Origin of the sequence: Knoellia locipacati, assembly GCF_007992835.1 — a bacterium.
Taxonomy (GTDB): Bacteria; Actinomycetota; Actinomycetes; order Actinomycetales; family Dermatophilaceae; genus Knoellia; species Knoellia locipacati.
The window spans coordinates 162,987-184,159 of sequence record NZ_BKBA01000008.1 but is presented as its reverse complement, the minus strand read 5'-3'; the positions used below and the strand labels follow the sequence as shown (position 1 = coordinate 184,159).

Sequence of the window (21,173 nt, the reverse complement as noted above, 5' to 3'; positions counted from 1 at the left end):
GGCGCGACGAAGAAGTGGGACGTCCTCGACGAGCACCCCCACGTCCGGTGGACGACCTTGGCTGTCCGGAGGGCAACCTCCTCTGTGTCGCCGAACACCCGCCCGCAACCGGGGCCTCTGCCAGACGTCACGAACCACCTGGGCAGGACCACGCTGCGCCACAACCACGAGATGAGCACGACGACCCTGCCCCGGCGCACGCCCGAACCTAGACTCCACCTGTGATCAGACTGCTGGTGGTCGGCGGCGCCGTGATGGCGCTTGTCGGCGCGGTGCTGATACCGCTGCCCGGTCCCGGCTACCCCTTGGTGGTCGTCGGCGTCATCGCCCTGGCGACTGGCGTGGTCCTGCGCACGAGGCCGAAGCAGGGAACGTGATGGCCACACGAGTGGACAAGAGCGCCTGGTTGATCCTCCTCATCCCGACCGCGATCGCGGCGGCGGGGCTCGTGTGGGCACTCACCACCGGCGACCTACGCGTCATTGCTTCCTTGCTGCTGATCATCGGAGCAATGGTCTTGGGATATGTGCGTGCGCGAGTGGCGCGCCGCAGCCCGACAACGCGACCGAGATAGGCACTTCGGCCAGAGAGCCACGATGCTGCGAGGCCGCCCGTGCCACAACTGGTGGCGCATCAGCCGAGGCCACGCCTTCCGGGTGCGCTGCCATGCCCCGACCGAGCCACTGACGACGCTCCGTGAGCGGAGGAGGATGCGAGTCGTGGGGGCAGCTCAACAGGCAGGAGAGTGCCATGTCGGACAAGCAGAACATCGACGCCCCGCACGAACGCCGGCCGTTCCAGGCCAACGGCCACATGGACGTCATCACGCTCGACGGCGGCTTCACCATGGGCCGAGGCGTCTTCGAGGCCGGCTGGCGCTGGTCGAATGACGTCAAGCCGATCGCCGGCACCGATTCGTGCCAGGTCCACCACACGGGCTTCTGCCTGTCCGGGCGGATGACGGTCAAGCCCGACGATGGCGAGGAGTTCAGCATCGAACCCGGCGACGTCCTCGACATCGACCCCGGTCACGACGCGTGGACCGTCGGCGACGAGCCGTGCGTCCTCATCGACACCGGCGTCGCAGCGTACGCCAAGCCCAGCTGACCCTTCTCTTGGTCACTTGCCTTGCGCACCACTCACCTCCGAACCGGGCGAGCACTGTGTTCCTCTCGGAGAATCGGTTGATCCCGGAACAGGTGCCGCAGATGCCAGAGATCGAGCGACGGTAGCGCCCACAGAGACACCGGAGAACAGGGCGGCAGAGATGTTGAGGACGAGGCAGGTCGACAGCGCAAACGTCACCCAGCGACTGGGAACAGCTGGCTTGACCGTCCAGAAGGACGCAGAGGACACAATCGTCAGGGTGAGTGCAATCGCGACCAGCACGGCGCCGAATACGCGCAAGACAGCCAAGTAGCCGAACGCACCGGAGACTCCGAGCACAGTGGTGGCGGCCGCCCACCGTTGAGGCCGCGCCAACGTTCTGGAGCCACCCAGCAGCCTGATGGCTGCGGCCGCCGCGAGCACCACGTTGAGACCCAAGAGAACATTCAGAACGACACCGGCCAGCGCTGGCCCCCACCGAAGTTCACATCCGGCGGAACCCAGCGCTGCAATGGCGACGGTCGATCCGATGAGGAATACGACCCATGCGGCCACAAGGCTCGAGAGCGTCCCCGAGATGACGTCAGCCCAGAACTTTCGGTCTAGCTCACCGCGGAACGCCGTCCGCCAATCCGCCATATTCGCCCCAGACTCACGTCGCGAGATCAGATGAGGGCGACACAGCGGGTCACGCCGGTAGCCACCGAGCCGAGTATGCCGAGATCGCCGATCCACCGGAGAGAAATCGGGGCATCATCCCGGCTTTGCCTCGCGGAAGCAGGGACTGCCTGGCATGCCCGGCTGGTCCCGGGGTCAGCCCACCGCGTCGCGCGCCGCCTTGAACGCGTCGACACAGCGCCGCACGTCCTCCTCCGAGTGGGCTGCCGACAGCTGCACCCGGATCCGCGCCTTGCCCCGCGGCACCACCGGGAACGAGAACGGGATGACATAGACCCCGTCCGCGAGCATCCGGTCGGCGATCTCGCCCGCCAACCGCGCCCCGTCGTCACCGGGGAACATCACCGGAATGATCGGGTGCGTCCCGGGCAGCAGCTCGAACCCGGCCTCCTCCATCAGCCCACGGAACAGCACCGTGTTCTCCGACAGCGCATCCCGCGCCGACGCCGACGACTCGACGAGCTCCAGAGCCTTCAAGGAGCCGGCCACCACACCGGGAGCCACCGAGTTCGAGAAGAGATAGGGCCGCGAGCGCTGACGCAGCAGGTCGACGATCTCCTGGTGCGCGGCGACGTAGCCTCCCGACGCCCCACCCAGGGCCTTGCCCAGCGTCCCCGTGATGATGTCGACCCGGTCCATGACCCCGAACTTCTCCGGCGTCCCGCGACCACCCTCACCGACGAACCCCACCGCGTGCGAGTCGTCCACCAGCACCATCGCCTCGAACTCGTCCGCCAGGTCGCAGATCTCGTCGAGCGGCGCGAAGAACCCGTCCATCGAGAACACGCCGTCCGTGACGATGACCTTCCGACGTACCCCGGCCGCCACGGCCGCCTCGAGCTGGGTCCTCAGGTCCGCCATGTCGGCGTTCTTGTAGCGGTACCGAGCCGCCTTCGACAGCCGGATCCCGTCGATGATCGACGCGTGGTTGAGCTCGTCGCTGATGATCGCGTCCTCGGCGCCGAACAGCACCTCGAACACCCCACCGTTGGCGTCGAAGCACGAGGAGTAGAGGATCGTCGCCTCCGTCCCGAGGAACTCCGACAACGCGCCCTCGAGCCGCGAGTGCTGCGTCTGCGTCCCGCAGATGAACCGCACCGACGCCATCCCGAAGCCCCACTCGTCGAGCGCGTCCTTCGACGCCGCCACGACGTCCGGGTGGTCGGCGAACCCGAGGTAGTTGTTGGCGCAGAAGTTCAGCGCCTCACCGCTGCTCGTGCCGACGTGCGAGGACTGCGGCGTGGTGAGCTCGCGCTCGCGCTTCCACAGCCCTGCGTCCTTGATCTCGACCAGCGTGGCGGCGAGCTCGTCCTTGACGGATCCGTACACGGCATACCTCTTCTTCAGCGCTTGTGGCGGTCAACCCCGAGGGTATGCCGTCGGCCCACACCCGAGTCGCGCGCCGGGTGCGCTGTGGCTAGCGTCGTCGCATGCTCACACTCCGCACGCCCGCGACCCTGCTCCTCGGGGGCCTGCTCGCGCTCACCCTCACCGCCTGCGGCTCCGAGTCCTCCGACGGCGGCAGCGCACCCGGCTCGGGCACGTCGGGCAGCGACACCACCGCACCCAGTGCCTCACCCGCGCCGAGCAACAGCGGGATCGTCCCCGAGAACACGTGGGCCTCGGTCTTCAAGAAGGCGCTCCCGCCGCTCGCCGACAAGAGCGACGAGGAGGTCGCCACCGCCGCCAAGAACGTGTGCACGACCTTCGAGGCCACCCCCGACAAGACGACGGCCAAGGCGATCCTCGCCGACCTCGGCACCACCCTGGCGCTCGACGCCACGCAGCAGCAGATCTTCGCCTCCGGTGCGGTCACCCACTTCTGCACCGGCCAGACCGACGAGTGGACCAAGGCGTCGCTGGGCTGACCCCGCACAAAAACCCGTTGTCCCCCTCGCGCCCGACGTGAGAACGTCGACGCGGCCCTGTCCCCCACGAACGGAACGACGTTGCTCCTCTGAGGCTTGCCGACCCGTCACCTCGGTGACTCCCGCAACCCTCCCCCTGGAGCCCCCATGTCTTCGCGCTCGTCCCTGTCCGTCACGGACCTCACCTTCTCCTGGCCCGACGGCACCCCCGTCCTTGACGGGCTGAGCCTCGCCCTCGGTCCCGGCCGTGCCGGCCTCGTCGGCCGCAACGGCTCCGGCAAGTCCACCCTCCTGCGCCTGCTCGCGGGTCACCTCACCCCCCGGTCCGGGACGATCCGGTATGCCGGCTCGCTCGGCTACCTGCCCCAGGACCTCACGCTGCGCGTCGGCTCACGTGTCGACGACGTCCTCGGCATCGGTGCGACCCGCGCCGCGTTGCGGGCCGTCGAGTCGGGCGACGTCAGCAAGGCCGTCTTCGAGACGGTCGGCGACGACTGGGACGTCGAGGAGCGGGCCACCGCGCTGCTCGACCGGCTCGGTCTGCGTCTCGGGCTCGACCAGCCGGTCGGCGAGATGTCCGGTGGTGAGGCCGTGCTCCTCGGGCTCGCCGCCGAGCTGCTCCGCGAGCCGGACGTGCTGCTGCTCGACGAGCCGACCAACAACCTCGACCAGACCGCCCACACCCGGCTCCACGAGGCGGTGGAGGCGTTCTCGGGCGTCCTGCTCGTCGTCAGCCACGACCGCGAGCTCCTCGAGCACGTCGACCGGATCGGCGACCTCCACGACGGCGGGATCCGTTGGTACGGAGGCACGTTCACGGCATACGAGGAGGCTCTGGCAGGTGAGCAGGAGCGCGCCGAGAGGAGCGTGCGCAACGCCGAGGCCGACGTGCGACGGCAGCGGCGCGAGCTCGCCGAGGCCCAGACCAGACTGGCCCGCCGCGAGCGCGTCGGCAACAAGGTGTCGGCCTCCGGCAGCCAACCGAGGATCGTCATGGGCGCGTGGAAGCGCAAGGCCCAGGTGGCCGCGGGCAAGCACCGCGGTCTGCACGAGGACCGGCTGGCCACCGCGCAGGGTGAGCTCGCCGCAGCCGAGGAGCTGGTCCGGGACGACGCCGTGATCCACGTCGACCTGCCCGGCACCGAGGTGCCGAGCGGCCGGGTCGTCCTCTCCCTCGTCGACCTCGTCCTGCGGCACGGCGAGAACGAGCCTCTCGACCTCGAGGTGCGCGGACCCGAGCGCATCGCCCTCGTCGGTCGCAACGGAGCGGGCAAGACGACGCTGCTCCGGACGATCACCGGACAGGTCGAGCCGGCGTCGGGCCGAGCGGACCTGCGGGTACCCGCCCGGCTCCTCCCCCAGCGGATCGACGTCCTCGACGACGACCTCTCAGTGGTGGACAACGTCGCCCGGTTCTCTCCGGACGCCGACAACAACGCGCGACGGGCGCGTCTGGCCCGCTTCTTGTTCCGCGGGCGCGCTGCCGACCAGCCGGTGGCGACGCTGTCGGGCGGGGAGAGGTTCCGGGCAGCGCTGGCCGCACTGCTGCTCGCCGAGCCCGCGCCGCAGCTCCTCCTGCTCGACGAGCCGACGAACAACCTCGACGTCGCGAGCGTCGACCAGCTCGTGAGCGCGCTCGAGAACCACCGCGGCGCGCTCGTCGTCGCCAGTCACGACGAGGCGTTCCTGGATCGGATCGGCATCACCCGGACGGTCGACCTCAGTCGAAGAGCGGCTGGGTGAGGGCGTGCCACGTCGCCGGGCCGACCACACCGTCGGACGGCGGGGCGAACATCGCTTGGAAGTCACGCACCGCGGCCTCGGTCAGCGCACCGAACGACCCGTCGACGGTGAGGCCACCGGGCACGAGCGTCTGCGCGGCCTTGACCGCCTCACCGCTGTCGCCACGACGCACCGTGGCGACGAGCGAGGGCCAGTCGAGCTGTCCGAGCGTCGTGCCGAGGTCGGTGCTGCGCAGGGTCTCCTCGAAGGTGCGCACCGCCGCGCCACTGGCCGGTCCGAAGCTGCCGTCCGCGGCGATGGTGGCACCGCGGGCGCGCAGCAGGTGCTGGGCGGCGAGCACCCGCCAGTTCGAGTCCTGGGTCGCGCCGCGCTTGACGAGCGGCCACGGGCTGGCACCGGGACTCATCGTGCTGAGGAACGACCACGTCTCCGGGCCGGCGATGCCGTCCGTGTCGAGTCCCCACTGGCGCTGGAACTCGGTGACCCGCTCCGTCGTCGCAGGCCCGTAGGTCCCGTCGACGACGAGCGGGTCCAGCCCGGGTGAGGACACGAGCCCGAACTGTTGCACGGCCCGGACCGCGTCGCCCGAGGACCCGGACCGGGTCGTGATGACGAGCCGCGCCCACGTGGCGGGTCCGACGACGCCGTCGGCGGTGAGGCCGGAGCCGGACTGGAAGGCCATGACGGCGGCCCTCGTCGCGGGACCGAACGAGCCGTCCGGGGTGACCGTGCGGCCGTGGGCGCGAAGGAGGAGCTGGATCCCCTTCACGGCCGGCGATGCCGCGCCCGACGCGGCCGTTCTCCAGGGCTTGGTGTTCATGCGAGCCTCCTGCGTCGCCGACCTCCACGGCTGGAGGTCTCCGCATCTCAAGAGTCCCACCGGCGGCTCCCAGATACATCGCGTTCGGCACTGGACTACTGCCCTGGACGCAGGACGGCGCGGCACCTGAGGTGTCAGGACTGCGGCGCGGCTGACGTGCCGGCGACCGCTGTGCACTGCTGCTCCCTGGCGCAGCAGTGCACAGTGCCCACAACCGGGCCGTCCGGTGCTGTGCATTGCTGCGGACCAGCGCAGCAGTGCACAGCGCCGGATGAGCACCTCCTGCCCAGCGGCAGACAGCGCTGGTTCAGCTCCAGTCGAGGACGACCTTGCCGCACTCGCCCGAGCGCGCGATCTCGAACCCCTTCGCCCACTCCTCGGCTGGGAACCGGTGGGTGATGACGGACTGCACGGCCTGTCGCAGCTCCGGGCTCGTGGCGAGCATCGAGCCCATGAGGTACCAGGTCTCGAACATCTCGCGGCCGTAGATGCCGCGGATCGTGATCATGTGCGTGATGACCCGGCCCCAGTCGATCGGGTACGGGTCCTTGGGCAGGCCGAGCATCGCGACGCGGGCGCCGTGGTTGAGGTTGGCGAGCATGTCCTCGACGGCGCGCGGCGCACCGGACATCTCGAGCCCGATGTCGAAGCCCTCGAGCATCCCGAGCTGCTGCTGCGCCCACGCGAGGTCCTGCCCCTCGGACACGTTGACGCAGAGGTCCGCGCCCGCACCGCGCGCGAGGTCGAGGCGGGAGGAGCTCATGTCGGTCACGGCGATCCGGCGCGCCCCTGCATGGCGGGCGATGGCCACCGCCATGACACCGATCGGCCCGGCGCCCGTGACGACGACGTCCTCGCCCACGACCGGCCACTGCAGGGTCGTGTGGGTCGCGTTGCCGAGCGGGTCGAAGATCGCACCGAGGTCGGGGTCGAGGTCGGCGGGCTGGACCCACGCGTTCATCGCGGGGATGACGACGTAGTCCGCGAAGGCCCCGTCGCGGTTGACGCCGACTCCGACGGTCTTGATGCAGAGGTGGCGGCGACCGGCCCGGCAGTTGCGGCAGTTGCCACAGATGAGGTGGCCCTCGCCGGACACCCGGTCACCGACCGAGACGTGGTCGACGAGCGAACCGACCTCGACGACCTCGCCGTAGAACTCGTGCCCGATGGTCATCGGCGCGTTGACGACCGACGCCGCCCAGTCGTCCCACTGCTCGAGGTGGAGGTCGGTCCCGCACAGCCCGGCCCGCAGGACGCGGATCTTGACGTCGGCGTCACCGCACTCGGGCTCGGGGACGTCGATGAGCTCGAGTCCGGGACCGGCGGTGGTCTTCACGAGTGCGCGCACGGCGCCCATCATGCCGCCCCTTGCGCGGCTAACGTTGTTAGCCTACGGTGGCTAACAACATTAGCCCCCGGGAGCCGCCACACAGCGGCACCACCACCGAAGGAGACCGCACGTGTTCACCCACGAGATCCGCCGATCGCTCGACATCGCCGCCACCCCCGACCAGGTCTGGGCCGTCCTCGCCGACCTCACGGCATACGGCGACTGGAACCCCTTCATCCGCGAGGCGAGCGGGACGCTCGAGACCGGACGGCGGCTCGCCGTGACGATCTCGCCGGCCGCAGGCAAGCCGATGTCCTTCCGGCCGCGGGTGCTCGTCGCCGAGCCCGGGCGCGAGCTGCGCTGGCTCGGGCGGGTGCTCGTGCCGGGGCTGCTCGACGGCGAGCACTCGTTCACCCTCGAGCCTTTCGCCGGCGGCACCCGCCTCACCCAGGCCGAGCGCTTCACCGGCGTGCTCGTGCCGTTCGTGGGCCGGGCACTCGACGTCGGCGACGACTTCGCCGCGATGAACGACGCCCTCGGGGCGCGGGCCGAGGCCGCGGATAGCATCACCCGATGACCTGCCCCGAGGAGCTCGACCCTGTGCGCCTCCTCACCCCGCGGGCCCGCGAGGTCCTCGCCGCCGCCCGCGTCGTCCTCGAGCGCGACGGGTGGGACACGCTGACGATGCGCAGCCTCGCCGACGAGCTCGGCATCGCGGCCCCCTCGCTCTACAAGCACTTCGCGAGCAAGGACGCGCTGCGGACCCAACTCATCGCCCTCGCCCTCAAGGAGTTCGGCGAGGGAGTTCGCCCGGTGTCAGGCGTCGCCGCGCTCGTCCGGGCCTACCGCGACGTCGCCGCCGCCCACCCGCAGCTCTACCGGCTCGCGACGAGCGGCTCGCTGGACCGCGATGCCCTGCCGCCGGGGCTCGAGGACTGGTCGGGCAGCCCGTTCCTCGAGGCGACGGGCGACCCCCACCGGGCCCAGGCGCTCTGGGCCGCCGCCCACGGCATGGTCATCCTCGAGCTCGACGGTCGCTTCCCGACCGGGAGCGCACCCGAGGCGACGTGGGACGAGCTCGTCACCCACTTCGGCTGAGGTCGCCGACGCTCCCGAGGTGCTTGCCGAAGCACTTCACGTAGGGGGAGCTCGCGTAGTGCCCGAACGGCTCCACCGGCTCGTAGCCGGACGACTCGTAGAGCGCGATCGCGTCCGGCTGCATGGTCCCCGTCTCGAGGACCAGCCGCTGCACCCCCGCCGCGGCGCCCGTCGACTCGAGGTGGGCCAGGAGCCGACGTGCGAAGCCGCGCCCGCGCACGGTCGTCGACACGTACATCCGCTTCACCTCGGCGACCCGGTCCCCGTCGAAACGGTCGTCGAGCTCGGGCCGCCAGCGCCAGCCGCCCATGGCCACGGGCGCGTCCCCGGCCAGCCCGAGGACGAACAGCCCCCGCGGCGCGCTGAACTGCAGCGGGTCCACCGGCGACTCGTCCGGCCCGCCGTAGATCGCGACGTAGTGCGCCTGGACCTCGTCGACGAGCCGCTGCACCCGCTCGTCCGCGAAGGGCACCTCGACGAGCACCAGCTCCGGCCCGTGCTCGTGCTCGTGCACCATCTCCTGCTCCGGCCCCGGCCCCTGCGTCTCCACCCGCACATCCAACCCCACCCGCGGGACGACCTGCACGTATGCCGTCCCGCCGACGTGGTCGGACCCGCACCCTGACCGTTCGCCGCACCTCACCTGCCGCTCGGCGCAGCCGCGCAACGTGACCTGCGCCACCGAACGAGGCCCGGCACCCGCCTGCCGAGAGGCGGGCGCGGCAGGCTCGCGGACGGCATACCGGCTCCCCGACAGTGTGAGGCGAACCCGGCGGATCCTTGAGCTGCCCGGGACCGACCACTGGAGGTGCACGTGAGCAACGACGCTCGCATCCGTGGTGACGAGGACCCCTACGTCGCCATGCAGACCACCGACGAGTTCCAGGCGCTGCGCAAGAAGTTCCGCGGCTTCGTCTTCCCGATGACGGCCTTCTTCCTCGTCTGGTACTTCGTCTACGTCCTGCTGTCGACCTTCGCCCCCGGCTTCATGGGGACCAAGGTCTTCGGCAACATCAACATCGGCCTCCTGTTCGGACTGGGCCAGTTCGTCACGACGTTCGCGATCACGTTCATCTATGCCCGCTGGGCCAACCGTGAGCTCGACCCGCTGGCGGACGCCATCGGCGCGCGGCTCGACGGCGTGAAGGAGCACTGACCGATGGCCCACCTGACCTCACTCCCGGCCCTGCCCACCGAGGCCGCGACCAGTGTCGGCTCCCCGACGCTCAACATCGCGATCTTCGCGGGCTTCGTCATCGTCACGCTCGTCGTCATCGTCAAGCTCGCGAGCGGCAAGAAGAGCGCCGGCGAGTTCTACACCGCCAGCGGCGGCTTCTCCGGTCGGCAGAACGGCGTCGCCATCGCCGGCGACTACCTCTCCGCCGCGAGCTTCCTCGGCATCGCCGGAGCCATCGCGCTCCAGGGCTACGACGGCTTCCTCTACTCGATCGGGTTCCTCGTCGCCTGGCTCGTCGCGCTGCTGCTCGTCGCCGAGCTCATGCGCAACACCGGCCGGATGACCATGGCCGACGTGCTGTCCTACCGCCTCAAGCAGCGGCCGGTCCGCATCGCGACGGCGACCTCGGTGCTCGCCGTGTCGTTCTTCTACCTGCTCGCCCAGATGGCCGGCGCCGGTGGCCTCGTGTCGCTGCTGCTCGGCGTCAAGGGTGAGGGCGCGCAGAACATCGTCATCGCCGTCGTCGGGATCGTCATGATCGCCTACGTCCTCATCGGGGGCATGCGTGGCACGACCTGGGTCCAGATCATCAAGGCCGTCCTCCTCATCGCGGCCACGGCGATCATGACCGTCTGGGTCCTCGGCAAGTACGGCTTCAACCTCTCGGGGCTGTTCCAGGCCGCGGTCGACAACAACCCCAAGGTCGGCGAGAAGCTGCTCGAGCCGGGCGTGAAGTACGGCGTCAACACGACGACCAAGATCGACTTCATCTCGCTGTCGCTCGCGCTCGTCCTCGGCACCGCCGGTCTGCCGCACGTCCTCCAGCGCTTCTACACCGTCCCGACGAGCAAGCAGGCGCGCAAGTCGGTCGAGTGGGCCATCTGGCTCATCGGCGGCTTCTACCTGCTCACCCTCGTCGTCGGCTACGGCGCGGGCGCCCTCGTCGGCCCCGCCGAGATCAACGCCGCACCGGGCAAGGCCAACTCGGCCGCACCGCTGCTCGCGTTCCACCTCGGTGGCAGCCCGTTCCTCGGCATCGTCTCGGGCATCGCCTTCGCGACGATCCTCGCGGTCGTCGCCGGACTGACGATCACGGCGAGCGCGACGTTCGCGCACGACATCTACAAGGAGGTCATCAAGAAGGGCCAGACCACCTCCGACAACGAGGTGCGCGTCGCCCGCATGTCGGCGGTCGCGATCGGCGTCATCGCCATCCTCGGTGGCATGTTCGCCAAGAGCCAGAACATCGCGTTCCTCGTGGCCCTGGCCTTCGCGGTGGCGGCCTCGGCGAACCTGCCGACGATCCTCTACTCGCTGTTCTGGAAGCGGTTCAACACCCGCGGTGCGCTGTGGTCGATCTACGGCGGTCTCGTCTCGACGATCGTCCTGATCATCTTCAGCCCGGTCGTCTCCGGCAAGGCGCCGCTGCCCGGCACGACGGTGAGCCCGTCGATGATCACCAACCCGGACATCGACTTCTCGTGGTTCCCGCTCGACAACCCGGGCCTGGTCACCATCCCGCTGGCGTTCTTCCTCGGCTGGCTGGGCACGGTGACGAGTGCGGAGCACAACGCGCAGAAGTACGCCGAGATGGAGGTCCGCTCCCTCACCGGCCACGGGGTCGCGAAGGCGCTCGACCACTGAGCACCTGACACCCCACCCCGCGGTCCCCGCTGCGTCCGCAACCCCGGTCGGCTTCCCGGCCAGGGTTGCGGACGCAGCCGCGTGTATGCCGTCCGAGCGCCTCCACGTGTATCTGCCGGGGCAGGTCGCCCTCCTGACAGGTCAACCGGACAGGACGGCATACGCGTCTTCCCGGTAGCACCACACATCGAGGAGGACACCATGCACCGCAGACTGTTCCGCCGCAGCGCCGCCGCCCTCACCCTGGGCCTCGTCGCCGCCACCGCACCCGCCGCCGTCGGCGCCTCGAGTGCCACCGCCGCTCCCTACTGCGGCATCACCTGGGGATCGCTCGCCAAGTCGTCGACGGTGAGCACCGACCCCTCCGTCACGGGAGTGCGCGCCGGTCGCCACGCCTGCTATGACCGCCTCGTCATCGACCAGCGGGGTCGCGCCTCCGGCTACTACGTGCGCTACGTCCCGCAGATCTACCACGACCCGGTGGGCTACCTCATCCCGCTGGCCGGCGGCGCGAAGCTCCAGATCATCACCCTCGGACGGCGTGACACCGCTCCCCCGGCCATGCCGAACGTCACCGGCTTCACGACGTTCCGCCAGGTCAAGTGGGCCGGCTCGTTCGAGGGTCAGAGCCAGATCGGGCTGGGCGTGCGGGCACGACTGCCGTTCCGCGTCTTCACGATCAACGACACCGCGACCGGCACGAACCGGCTCGTCATCGACGTCGCCCACCGGTGGTGACGCCCAGCGCGGCCAGCATTATCGGGTGACCCGATAATGCTGCGCTCGACCCGAGTTGGCACCTCGGGTCGAGCGCGACGTTGTCGGGTGAAGCTGGTCTCAGGCGTCGGGTGCGCTCACGAGACCACGCTCGACGGCCTCGGCGCGCAGCCGTGCCGCCAGGTCGTCGTCGACCGTCTCGAAGAACTCGCCGACGACGCCCTCGAGCTGGTCGAGGCTGTCGGCACAGAACAGCACGGGCTGGTAGGCCGTGATGTCGTAGTTGAGCGTGCCCATGTCGACGAGGTCGAGGTCGCGGTGCTCCATGTGCGCGTACTCGTCCATCTCGCCGTAGCTGCTTAGGATGCCGGCGCCGTAGGCCTTGACCTCACCGTGCTCGCGCATGATGCCGAACTCCATCGAGAACCAGAACACGTCGGCGACGAACTTCATCGCCTCCTCGGTCTCGAGACGCAGCGATGCCTGGCCCGCGGCCTCGGTGATCCGGGCGAACCGCGGTGAGGCGAGCTGGTTCCCGTGGCCGATGACCTCGTGGATGATGTCCGGCTCGGGCGTGTAGAGCGGCTGGCTGCCGTGCCGGAGGTACTGGGTCGAGTTGAACGTCCGCGCACCGAGGTCGCCGTAGAAGTCGCGCAACGGCACGAGACCGGGTGCGGCGACGTAGGTCCAGCCGGTGATCGGCTCGAGCAGCTCGCTCACCTCGTGCAGCTGCGGCACGTGCTCGGTCGGCAGGCGCAGCGCGTGCTTGGCGGCGAGGTACTCGCTGTGCGCGTACTTCTCGTGCTTCGGCGTGAGCTCGTGGCTCACGGTGCGCCAGATCTCGTGCTCGGCGTCGGTGTAGTCGATGTGCGGGATCGGCTCGCCACGGGTCCAGGCCATGGCGGCGCCGGCAATCTCGCTGCGGCGTGCGACGTAGGCCGGGTCGTTGCGCCCGGGGTGGTTGTCGCTCAGGTGCACCTCGACGGTTCCGTCGTCGTGCTGGGTGACCGGCGAGTACAGCTGGCCCTCCTCGAACATGGCCCACCTCCTTGTGGTTCGTGTTGACCACAGGGAAGCAGACTGCTGGGCAGAGCGGAACCGTTGTCGAAGACGCTGGGCACAGAGTGCACGTTCCGACCAGTGTGCGGACCGGGATACCTGACACTTTGCCCAGTTCGCTGGGCGTCGGGGTATGCCGTCCGCCCACCCCTGTGGACAACTCGAGTCGCGCTTCCGGCCAATGTCCCTAGACTCGAATCCAGTCCTTGACACACGAACGGGGTGGGGAACTTCCGTGAACAAGACCTGGGGCCGCGCTGCGGCCGTGCTCACCGTCGGCGCGTTGATGCTGTCCGGCTGTGGTGGCGACGACGAGCCCACCGCGACTCCGACACCGTCGGGTTCGGCTTCGTCCTCGGCACCTGCGTCGCCGTCGAGCTCGGGTTCGGGCTCGACGAGCCCGAGTGCGACGGCCACGCCGTCGTCGACGGCGGCGGCTGACGTCCCCGCCGCCGCACGAGCCCGCACCGAAGTTGGCGCGATCGCCTTCCTGACCTTCTTCTATGACGAGGTGAACCGTGGCCAAACGGCGCCTGGCAGCGTCGATCTCTTCACGCTGAGCGACAAGGACTGCATTGCGTGCAAGAAGCTGCAAACCAGCCTTCAGGAGTTCGTCGACAATGGGTGGTCCGTGAAGCAAGGCCCCGTCGAGATCAGTGGCGCCGCCCTGGCCAACGCTGCCACCGAAGAACGCGTCATCATCAACTTCACCTTCGTGCAGCGACCGGTGGACTACTACAAGAGTGGGGCGTCGCAAGGAAAGCTCCAAGCCGGTACGACCAAGAACGCTGCAGCGCTGCGTTGGATTAGCGGTGGGTGGCAGATGTATGACTTGGAGGAACTGTGACCTCCATGGCGAAAGCTGCGGTCGTACTGCTCGTCTTAGCGCTAGCGAATGTCCCGCAGGCCCATGCCGATCCAAAACCGGGGGTGTTGGGACAGAACTCGGGCGGTGGAACACGCGTCATCCTCACGCTGGACGACATCCGGAAGGCCAAGGCGGACGCGGCCGCGGCTGTGGGCAAGCCCGGGCCGCGCTGGCAGTACCGGACCCGCCTCAACTGCTCCGCCGGCGACACGACCGGCTCGGGCTGCGCGACCGCAGCCGCGGCCTGCACCAACGGTCAGTTCCAGGCCGTCGTCCTGCGCCGGCTCGTCAACGCGGACGGCTCGGTCGTCGCGGGCCCGCAGGGCATCTGGACCACATGGGGCGTGACCTGCTTCCCGAACGAGCTGCCCGGCAGCAACCTGCCGACGCTGGCCATGGTCCAGCAGGCCTTCCGCGAGATCGACTTCGCCAAGGGCGGGCTGAGCATCCAGCCGGTCGGCAACGTCACCCTGGTCAACCTCCCGACCTTCTTCCAGGCCAGCTGGCCCGAGGCCGGGGTGGGGCCGGACGAGATCGATGCGAGCGCGCTGCTCGGCTACCGGCTCGAGATCCAGCCGATCGTGCGTTCCCTCACCTACGTCTACGGCGACGGCAACAGCAGTGGACCCACCGAGTCGCTCGGCGGCCCCCATCCCGACGGCGCCATCCGCTGGACCTACACCCGGGCCGGCGCCATGGCGACCCGCCTCGACACGACCTACGGCGCGAGGTTCCGCCTCCAGGGAGGTGCGTGGATGACGATCCCCGACACGGTGACCGTCCAGGGCACGCCCGTCACCCTCACCGTCCGCGAGGCCAAGGCCCGTCTCTACGAGTGAACGCCCGGCTTGGCCCGACCCCGCGAGCACACGGACGTGCCGGGCCACCTGTCCTGTCGGACGAGTGACCCGGCACGCCCCTCCACAAGGTGGCGACGCGGCGCCGACCGCGTCAGCAGCCCTTGTAGGTCAGGGTGCGGGAGGTGATCTCCTTCCCGCAGACCACCGGCCGCACGGCATACCGGGTGCCGTTGACGATCTTGTGGATCGCCAAGTGCAGGTGCGGTGAGCTCGTGCCGGTGCTGGACGTCGAGCCGATGACGTTCATGGTCCCGACCGTGGCACCGACGCCGTAGCGCAGGTTCTTCATGTGCAGGACCTTCTGCTCGTAGACGGCGCCGTTGATCGTCTTGCGCAGGTACATGCCGCCGGTGCCCGAGGAGATCGCGTAGACGGTCATGCCGTCCCACATCGGGTAGACGTTGCGCCCCTCCGCGCTGAGGCCGTACGGCGTCATGTCGAGGGCGTACTGGTCGGAGATGTGGTTGCCCTGGTAGACGTCGACGTGGGTGGGGGCGGTGTTGTAGCCGTAGCCGGTGAGCTTCCACGACTCGCTGTAGAGCCAGGGCGAGGCGCCCGACGGGGCGAGCTCGTTGATGACGTGCGCCTGCGCGCCACCCGCCGACAGGACGACGCCGGCGGCGAGGGCGGCCACGGCGGCGGCCGAGCCGAGGGCCGTGCGGATGTTCCTGCGGGACTTCGTCTGTGCAGTGCTCATTGGGGGTCTCCTCCGTTGCGGTCAGATCCACGGTGTGTGGCCTGACGCAACTGTCGACTCGGAAACCGTTGCGGTGGAAGGGATTCGTGGGGCGCGGACATGCCATGGCCGCGATGTGCCCCGATCGTCAGCTCGTCGGTGCCGTCACCGAACCACTGCCCGGAGGCTCGACCTCGGAGTCCGACCCGACCCATCCACGCTCGACCGCACGCGCCCCCGCCTGGAACCTGCCGTTCGCCTGGAGCTCGTCGAACGTCGCGGAGATGAGCCGGCGCATGGTCCGGATCGACACGCCGAGCCGACGAGCGATGGCCTCGTCCTTGTGCCCCTTGAAGAGGAGGACGGCCACCTGCCGGAGCTTGGCCTCGCTGAACTGCCCCGCCACCCGGTCCTCGTCCTCGGCCCACGGCGTCGACGCGTCCCAGACCTCCTCGAAGAGCGCGACGAGCGGTGCGACGAGCGCCTTGCCGTGGAGGACGTAGGCGCCCGGACGGACCGACTCCGTGTCGGGGATGACGCCGATCTCCTCGTCGATGATGATCGCGCGCAGCGTCACGGTGTCCGACGCCCGGACCTCGTGGCCGAGGGCCTGGATCGAGGTGAGGTACTCGTTCCAGTGGGTGGGGCCGAGTGACGACGTCGAGACGATCATCCGCGAGCTCACTCCCCGCGAGGCCAGGTCCGTGTCGAGCGGGATCGAGCTGTCCACCGCATCCGGGGAGAGGGCGCCACCGGGGCTCATCGACCACGCGGACCGCTTGGCCTGCTGGGTGAGCTGGAAGAGGCGCGAGCGCACGACGTCGGGGTCGTCGAGGAGCTCGACACGGTCGCTGACGAAGGTCCGGCTGCCGTCCACGTAGTCCGCGACGAGCAGCGGGATGCTGTCGCGCGCTTGGTCGAGCCGGGCCCGTCGGGCGGCGAGCACCTGCTCCTCGCGGTGGATGAGCAGCTCGACCGCACGCTCCGGGGGCACGGCACTCCAGCCGGAGGCCGACTCCGCCGTCAGCCCCAGCGCCCCGAGCTCGCTGATGGCGGCATCGAGCTCATCCTCGGGCACCACACCGAGGCTCCCGAGCTCCGCCCGCGTGGCATGGCGAAGTCGCACGAGGACGCGATAGACCTCCTCTGCCCCCGACGAGACCCCGAACTCGCCGAACATTCCCTGTGCTGAGGTGTCGTGGCTCAACTCGGTCACGGCACAAATCTGCCACAGCCGACCCCTAGGCACCCCTGACCGCGAGGGGCGAGAGTCAGCGCTGACACCCGAACGCCGATCGGGTCCGACGAAAGGTTCCACCGATGCGCCGACTCATCAGTGTCCTGCTCCTCAGCCTCGCGACCTTCCTCGTCCCCGTGGGGGCCCATCAGCTGGCGGCCGACACCGCCGGTGAGGTCACCGCCGGAACGATCATCTGGCCGGGGGGCTGCCCGAACTGCTGAATGACCAGCACGAGGGGGTGGGGCGTCGCGGCAGGGGTGCGACGCCCTTCTTCGTGTCCGTCGCGACCGCAGGGTCGCAACCGCAGGAGTTCAGGCAGCCGCCGGCGCGCGACGGCGCTTGAGCGCGGTCGCCACCACGACAAAGGCGATGGCGAGAACGACCGCGAGCCAGATCCAGCCCGTGTAGACCTGCGGCGCGGTCCGCGCGATCTCGAGCCCGTTGTCGCGGACGTTGTCGACGAACGCCCGCCCGACGACGGGAGCGGCACCGGCCGGGTCCGCGAGCGCGCCGACCTTGAGCGCGCCGAACCCGGCATACAGGCTGATGGACACGACGACGGCAAGCAGCCACGTGAGGACGACCCGCACCACTGCGAGGATCGTGGGGGCCACCCGGTCGGAGGTCGCCACCCAGAAGGGAAGCGCGACGGCGACCGCGAGCACGACCCCTCGGGACCACGTCGCCGGTGACAGCCCCGACACGAGTGCCAGGAAGGTCGCCACCGGCACGGCGCCGCGAGTGGCCCGGGCGCCGACGGCGAGGCCCAGCAGCAGGCCGAGTCCCGCGAGGGCGGCGAGCACGACGCGCTCGCCCGCGGCGACGACGACGTCTCCGTCGCTGAGCACCCAGGCGACCACGGTGAGCCCCGCGGCGATCCCGAACCTCGGCCACGGCGACGAGACCAGGGCCGACACGACGGCCGCGGCGACGAGCGAGCCGAGGAACAGCTCACCGCCGCTGAGCGGTGCGACACCGCCCGCGGCCTGCGTGAGCGGCAGGTGCATCCACTCCGCGCGCCCGAGGAAGCCGACGGGCCACCAGAGCAGCGCCGCGACCACCATCGCCACGAACGGCCAGACCCGACGCACCAGCGCGCCCCGGTCACGCGGTGCCGTGCGACCCTCGCCCTCAGACGCGTCCGCCACCTGGCCCTCTCGCGCCGTGGTGGCGGCCTTCGCCTCGGCGCGCGTGCGTGGATCGCTCATGCGGGCAGGTTACTGCGGGGTTGCGTGGAGCTCGGGCGTGCCGGTCAGGCCGGGGTCTGCGCCGTGCGGCGTCGGAGCGTGTTGGCCACCATGACGAGCCCCACGGCCACGACGATCGCGCCCCAGAACCATGGGGAGTCGACCTGTGGTGCCGTCCTGACGATCTCGAGGCCACGCTCCCAGAGGAAGGTCACGAACCCGCGGGCGATGTCGGGTGCTGCCGACCTCGGGTCGGCGAGGCCCCCGACCTCGAGCGAGGCGAACCCCGCCCAGAGGCTCATCGAGAAGACCACGGACACCAGCCACGTGGCGACGACCCGTGCCACCGCGATGGCGGTCGGGGCGGCGCGCTCCGCGGTCGCCGACCAGAACGGCAGCGCGACCGCGGCGGCCAGCAGGAGGGCGCGCGGCCAGGTGGCCGGTGTGAGACCGGCGAGCATGGCGAGAAGCGTGGCGGCCGGCAGCACGCCCCGCATCGACTGCGATCCCACGACGAGGCCGAGCAGGAGCCCGAGGCCCACGAGGGCTGCGAGCACACCCCGCTCCCCCTGGGCGAAGACCACGTCGGCCTCGGTGAGCAGCCACGCGGCCCCCGTGAGCACGCCCGCGATGACGAGCCTGGCCAACGGTGCGGCCACGAGAGCCGAGACGACGGCAGCCCCGACGAGCGACCCGAGGAAGAGCTCGCCACCGCTGAGCGGCACGATCCCGTTCTCGGTCTGCATCAGCGACAGGTGCATCCACGAGGCACGCCCCGCGAAGCCCGCCGGCCACCAGAGAGCGACAGCCAGACCCATCGCGACGAACGGCCACGCGCGTCGCGCCCGTACTCCCCAGTTGTCCATGTTTGGACGCTACTTCGCGCCGATTTGCCCGGTGGAGGAATGGCGAAAAAGTGCCGCACGACGCACCGCTGGTCGTACCATCCCCGCCACGGCACCGCTGACCGCAGCACACCTGCCTCCCGGCGACGATCGTGGACCCCTTGTTGATGCCGAACCCCGGACACGGTTGGGTGGGCACCAGTGTCGTGTTGTCACATCACGCTCGCCCCCAACGACGAGGAGCCCGAAGTGCCCGACGAGAACCTCTCCAGCCACCTGGCCGAGCTCGACCTCTCCCCCAGCGAGGAGCTGAAGGCGCAGGCCGTCGGCACCGAGGACCTGTTCGCCGAGGCCGAGTCCGACCCCGAGGCCTTCTGGGCGCGACAGGCGCGCGAGCGCCTCACGTGGAGCAAGGACTTCGACCAGACCCTCGACTGGAGCGAGGCCCCCTTCGCCAAGTGGTTCGTCGGAGGCGAGCTCAACGTCGCCCACAACTGCGTCGACCGCCACGTCGAGGCCGGCAACGGCGACCGTGTCGCGCTGCACTTCGAGGGCGAGGGCGGAGACACGCGCACCGTCACCTACGCCCAGCTCAAGGACGACGTGTGCCGTGCGGCCAACGCGCTCGTCGAGCTCGGTGTCAGCAAGGGCGACCGGGTCGCGATCTACCTGCCGATGATCCCCGAGGCCATCGCGACGATGCTCGCCTGCGCCCGACTCGGCGCCCCGCACTCGGTGATCTTCGGCGGCTTCTCGGCCGAGGCCCTGCGCACCCGCATCAACGACGCCGAGGCCCGCGTCGTCGTCACCGCCGACGGGCAGTGGCGTCGCGGCAAGGCCGCACCCCTCAAGCCCGCGGTCGACGAGGCGCTGGCCGGGGGCGACACCCCCGTCGAGAAGGTGCTCGTCGTCAAGCGCACCGAGTCCGAGGTCGAGTGGACCGACGGCCGCGACGTCTGGTGGCACGACCTCGTCGACGGCCAGAGCACCGAGCACACCGCAGAGCCGATGGACGCCGAGCACCCGCTCTTCATCCTCTACACGTCGGGCACCACGGGGAAACCCAAGGGCATCTTCCACACGACGGGCGGATACCTCACGCAGACGGCATACACGAATGCCGTGGTCCACGACGTCCACCCCGAGACCGACGTCTACTGGTGCACCGCCGACATCGGCTGGGTGACCGGCCACTCCTACATCGTCTACGGGCCGCTCGCGAACGGCGCGACGCAGGTCCTCTACGAGGGCACGCCCGACACCCCGCACCAGGGCCGCTGGTGGGAGATCGTCGAGAAGTACAAGGTGTCCATCCTCTACACCGCACCGACGGCGATCCGCACGTTCATGAAGTGGGGCTCGGACATCCCCGCGAAGTTCGACCTGTCGAGCATCCGCGTCCTCGGCTCGGTCGGCGAGCCGATCAACCCCGAGGCGTGGCTCTGGTACCGCAAGAACATCGGAGGCGACAAGGCGCCGATCGTCGACACGTGGTGGCAGACCGAGACCGGCGCGATCATGATCAGCCCGCTCCCGGGTGTCACGACGCTCGAGCCCGGGTCGGCGCAGCGCCCGATCCCCGGCATCAGCGCCGAGATCCTCGACGACGAGGGCAAGCCGTTCACCGAGCCCGACAAGGTCGGCTACCTCGTGCTCACGCAGCCGTGGCCCTCGATGCTCCGCGGCATCTGGGGAGACCCGGAGCGCTACAAGGAGACCTACTGGAGCCGGTTCGGCGAGAAGTACTACTTCGCCGGTGACGGCGCCAAGTACGACGAGAAGGGCAACATCTGGCTGCTCGGCCGCGTCGATGACGTCATGAACGTCTCGGGCCACCGCCTGTCGACCGCCGAGATCGAGTCGGCGCTCGTCTCGCACCCGTCGGTGGCCGAGGCCGCGGTCGTCGGTGCCACCGACGAGACGACCGGCCAGGCGGTCGTCGCGTTCGTCATCCTGCGTGGCGGCGCCGAGGACCACGGCGACCAGACGGTCCAGGAGCTGCGCAACCACGTGGCCAAGGAGATCGGCCCGATCGCCAAGCCGCGCCAGATCATGGTCGTCCCGGAGCTGCCCAAGACCCGCTCCGGCAAGATCATGCGCCGCCTGCTCAAGGACGTCGCCGAGAACCGCGAGGTCGGCGACGTCACGACGCTCGCCGACAGCTCGGTGATGAACCTCATCCAGCAGGGCCTGTCGAAGGACTCCTCCGACTGAGACCCCTGCGCGACTGATGGCCCTTTCCGGCGCGAGGAGCGC

22 protein-coding genes are annotated in these 21,173 nt (G+C 69.9%); 13 read left to right on the top strand and 9 right to left on the bottom strand.

What is annotated here, in order from left to right:
* Window positions 1-221: 221 nt before the first annotated feature.
* The gene (locus KLO01_RS09020) at window positions 222-377 is read left to right on the top strand and encodes a PGPGW domain-containing protein (protein ID WP_246136128.1); all 156 of its coding nucleotides are present in this window, start codon (window positions 222-224) and stop codon (window positions 375-377) included.
* Between the two features lie 373 nt (window positions 378-750).
* The gene (locus KLO01_RS09015; protein WP_147064300.1) at window positions 751-1,107 is read left to right on the top strand and encodes a cupin domain-containing protein; all 357 of its coding nucleotides are present in this window, start codon (window positions 751-753) and stop codon (window positions 1,105-1,107) included.
* 813 nt (window positions 1,108-1,920) lie between these two features.
* Here KLO01_RS09015 and KLO01_RS09010 read toward each other — a convergent pair.
* Window positions 1,921-3,114 (bottom strand): glycine C-acetyltransferase, encoded by a 1,194-nt coding sequence (locus KLO01_RS09010; RefSeq protein ID WP_147064298.1) that lies wholly within the window; start codon window positions 3,112-3,114, stop codon window positions 1,921-1,923.
* Window positions 3,115-3,215: 101 nt separating this feature from the next.
* Here KLO01_RS09010 and KLO01_RS09005 point away from each other — a divergent pair, with 101 nt between their 5' ends.
* Complete coding sequence (locus KLO01_RS09005; RefSeq protein ID WP_147064296.1) at window positions 3,216-3,653, top strand: DUF732 domain-containing protein; 438 nt, start codon at window positions 3,216-3,218, stop codon at window positions 3,651-3,653.
* 147 nt (window positions 3,654-3,800) lie between these two features.
* Window positions 3,801-5,396 carry an ABC-F family ATP-binding cassette domain-containing protein gene (locus KLO01_RS09000; RefSeq protein WP_147064294.1) on the top strand — a complete coding sequence of 532 codons (1,596 nt, stop codon included), beginning with the start codon at window positions 3,801-3,803 and terminating at the stop codon, window positions 5,394-5,396.
* Here the strand turns inward: KLO01_RS09000 and KLO01_RS08995 are convergent.
* Together KLO01_RS08995 and tdh are read right to left on the bottom strand one after the other, a co-directional pair.
* Window positions 5,374-6,216, bottom strand: a complete 843-nt coding sequence (locus tag KLO01_RS08995; RefSeq protein ID WP_222611960.1) for a peptidoglycan-binding domain-containing protein — start codon at window positions 6,214-6,216, stop codon at window positions 5,374-5,376. The two genes, KLO01_RS09000 and KLO01_RS08995, sit on opposite strands and share 23 nt — an antisense overlap.
* 307 nt (window positions 6,217-6,523) lie before the next feature.
* On the bottom strand, window positions 6,524-7,564 hold the full coding sequence (gene tdh / locus KLO01_RS08990) for an L-threonine 3-dehydrogenase (RefSeq protein ID WP_147064290.1): 1,041 nt from the start codon (window positions 7,562-7,564) through the stop codon (window positions 6,524-6,526).
* Window positions 7,565-7,676: 112 nt separating this feature from the next.
* Between tdh and KLO01_RS08985 the strand changes: the two genes are divergently transcribed.
* Together KLO01_RS08985 and KLO01_RS08980 are read left to right on the top strand one after the other, a co-directional pair.
* Window positions 7,677-8,123 carry an SRPBCC domain-containing protein gene (locus KLO01_RS08985; RefSeq protein WP_147064289.1) on the top strand — a complete coding sequence of 149 codons (447 nt, stop codon included), beginning with the start codon at window positions 7,677-7,679 and terminating at the stop codon, window positions 8,121-8,123.
* Window positions 8,120-8,644, top strand: coding sequence for a TetR/AcrR family transcriptional regulator (locus KLO01_RS08980; RefSeq protein WP_147064287.1), 525 nt, complete (start codon window positions 8,120-8,122; stop codon window positions 8,642-8,644). The genes KLO01_RS08985 and KLO01_RS08980 overlap by 4 nt, the downstream gene beginning before the upstream one ends.
* On the opposite strand, the gene KLO01_RS08975 is transcribed toward KLO01_RS08980, so the two are convergent.
* Window positions 8,628-9,194 carry a GNAT family N-acetyltransferase gene (locus KLO01_RS08975; RefSeq protein WP_222611959.1) on the bottom strand — a complete coding sequence of 189 codons (567 nt, stop codon included), beginning with the start codon at window positions 9,192-9,194 and terminating at the stop codon, window positions 8,628-8,630. The two genes, KLO01_RS08980 and KLO01_RS08975, sit on opposite strands and share 17 nt — an antisense overlap.
* A gap of 264 nt (window positions 9,195-9,458) precedes the next feature.
* Here KLO01_RS08975 and KLO01_RS08970 point away from each other — a divergent pair, with 264 nt between their 5' ends.
* The 3 genes from KLO01_RS08970 (at window position 9,459) to KLO01_RS08960 (ending at window position 12,203) form a co-directional block, all read left to right on the top strand.
* On the top strand, window positions 9,459-9,800 hold the full coding sequence (locus KLO01_RS08970) for a DUF485 domain-containing protein (protein ID WP_246136127.1): 342 nt from the start codon (window positions 9,459-9,461) through the stop codon (window positions 9,798-9,800).
* 3 nt (window positions 9,801-9,803) lie between these two features.
* Window positions 9,804-11,465, top strand: a complete 1,662-nt coding sequence (locus tag KLO01_RS08965) for a monocarboxylic acid transporter (protein WP_147064285.1) — start codon at window positions 9,804-9,806, stop codon at window positions 11,463-11,465.
* 201 nt (window positions 11,466-11,666) lie between these two features.
* Window positions 11,667-12,203 (top strand): AMIN-like domain-containing (lipo)protein, encoded by a 537-nt coding sequence (locus KLO01_RS08960; RefSeq protein WP_186827980.1) that lies wholly within the window; start codon window positions 11,667-11,669, stop codon window positions 12,201-12,203.
* Between the two features lie 99 nt (window positions 12,204-12,302).
* Here the strand turns inward: KLO01_RS08960 and KLO01_RS08955 are convergent, their stop codons facing one another.
* Window positions 12,303-13,220, bottom strand: a complete 918-nt coding sequence (locus KLO01_RS08955; protein WP_147064283.1) for a phenylalanine 4-monooxygenase — start codon at window positions 13,218-13,220, stop codon at window positions 12,303-12,305.
* A 256-nt stretch (window positions 13,221-13,476) separates the two neighbouring features.
* Here KLO01_RS08955 and KLO01_RS08950 point away from each other — a divergent pair, with 256 nt between their 5' ends.
* On the top strand, window positions 13,477-14,088 hold the full coding sequence (locus KLO01_RS08950) for a DUF6318 family protein (RefSeq protein WP_147064281.1): 612 nt from the start codon (window positions 13,477-13,479) through the stop codon (window positions 14,086-14,088).
* 83 nt (window positions 14,089-14,171) lie between these two features.
* On the top strand, window positions 14,172-14,948 hold the full coding sequence (locus KLO01_RS08945; RefSeq protein WP_147064279.1) for a hypothetical protein: 777 nt from the start codon (window positions 14,172-14,174) through the stop codon (window positions 14,946-14,948).
* 112 nt (window positions 14,949-15,060) lie between these two features.
* Here KLO01_RS08945 and KLO01_RS08940 read toward each other — a convergent pair whose 3' ends face one another.
* Window positions 15,061-15,666 (bottom strand): peptidoglycan DD-metalloendopeptidase family protein, encoded by a 606-nt coding sequence (locus KLO01_RS08940; RefSeq protein WP_147064278.1) that lies wholly within the window; start codon window positions 15,664-15,666, stop codon window positions 15,061-15,063.
* Between the two features lie 127 nt (window positions 15,667-15,793).
* Window positions 15,794-16,861: a helix-turn-helix domain-containing protein gene (locus KLO01_RS08935; RefSeq protein ID WP_147064276.1), complete on the bottom strand. Its 1,068-nt coding sequence runs from the start codon at window positions 16,859-16,861 to the stop codon at window positions 15,794-15,796.
* A 104-nt stretch (window positions 16,862-16,965) separates the two neighbouring features.
* Here KLO01_RS08935 and KLO01_RS17160 point away from each other — a divergent pair, with 104 nt between their 5' ends.
* Window positions 16,966-17,106 carry a hypothetical protein gene (locus KLO01_RS17160; protein WP_186827979.1) on the top strand — a complete coding sequence of 47 codons (141 nt, stop codon included), beginning with the start codon at window positions 16,966-16,968 and terminating at the stop codon, window positions 17,104-17,106.
* A gap of 90 nt (window positions 17,107-17,196) precedes the next feature.
* On the opposite strand, the gene KLO01_RS08930 is transcribed toward KLO01_RS17160, so the two are convergent.
* Window positions 17,197-18,093 (bottom strand): hypothetical protein, encoded by an 897-nt coding sequence (locus KLO01_RS08930; protein ID WP_147064274.1) that lies wholly within the window; start codon window positions 18,091-18,093, stop codon window positions 17,197-17,199.
* Between the two features lie 44 nt (window positions 18,094-18,137).
* Window positions 18,138-18,938 carry a hypothetical protein gene (locus KLO01_RS08925; RefSeq protein WP_147064273.1) on the bottom strand — a complete coding sequence of 267 codons (801 nt, stop codon included), beginning with the start codon at window positions 18,936-18,938 and terminating at the stop codon, window positions 18,138-18,140.
* 228 nt (window positions 18,939-19,166) lie between these two features.
* Here KLO01_RS08925 and acs point away from each other — a divergent pair, with 228 nt between their 5' ends.
* On the top strand, window positions 19,167-21,131 hold the full coding sequence (gene acs / locus KLO01_RS08920; RefSeq protein ID WP_147064271.1) for an acetate--CoA ligase: 1,965 nt from the start codon (window positions 19,167-19,169) through the stop codon (window positions 21,129-21,131).
* The last annotated feature ends 42 nt before the right edge of the window (window positions 21,132-21,173 follow it).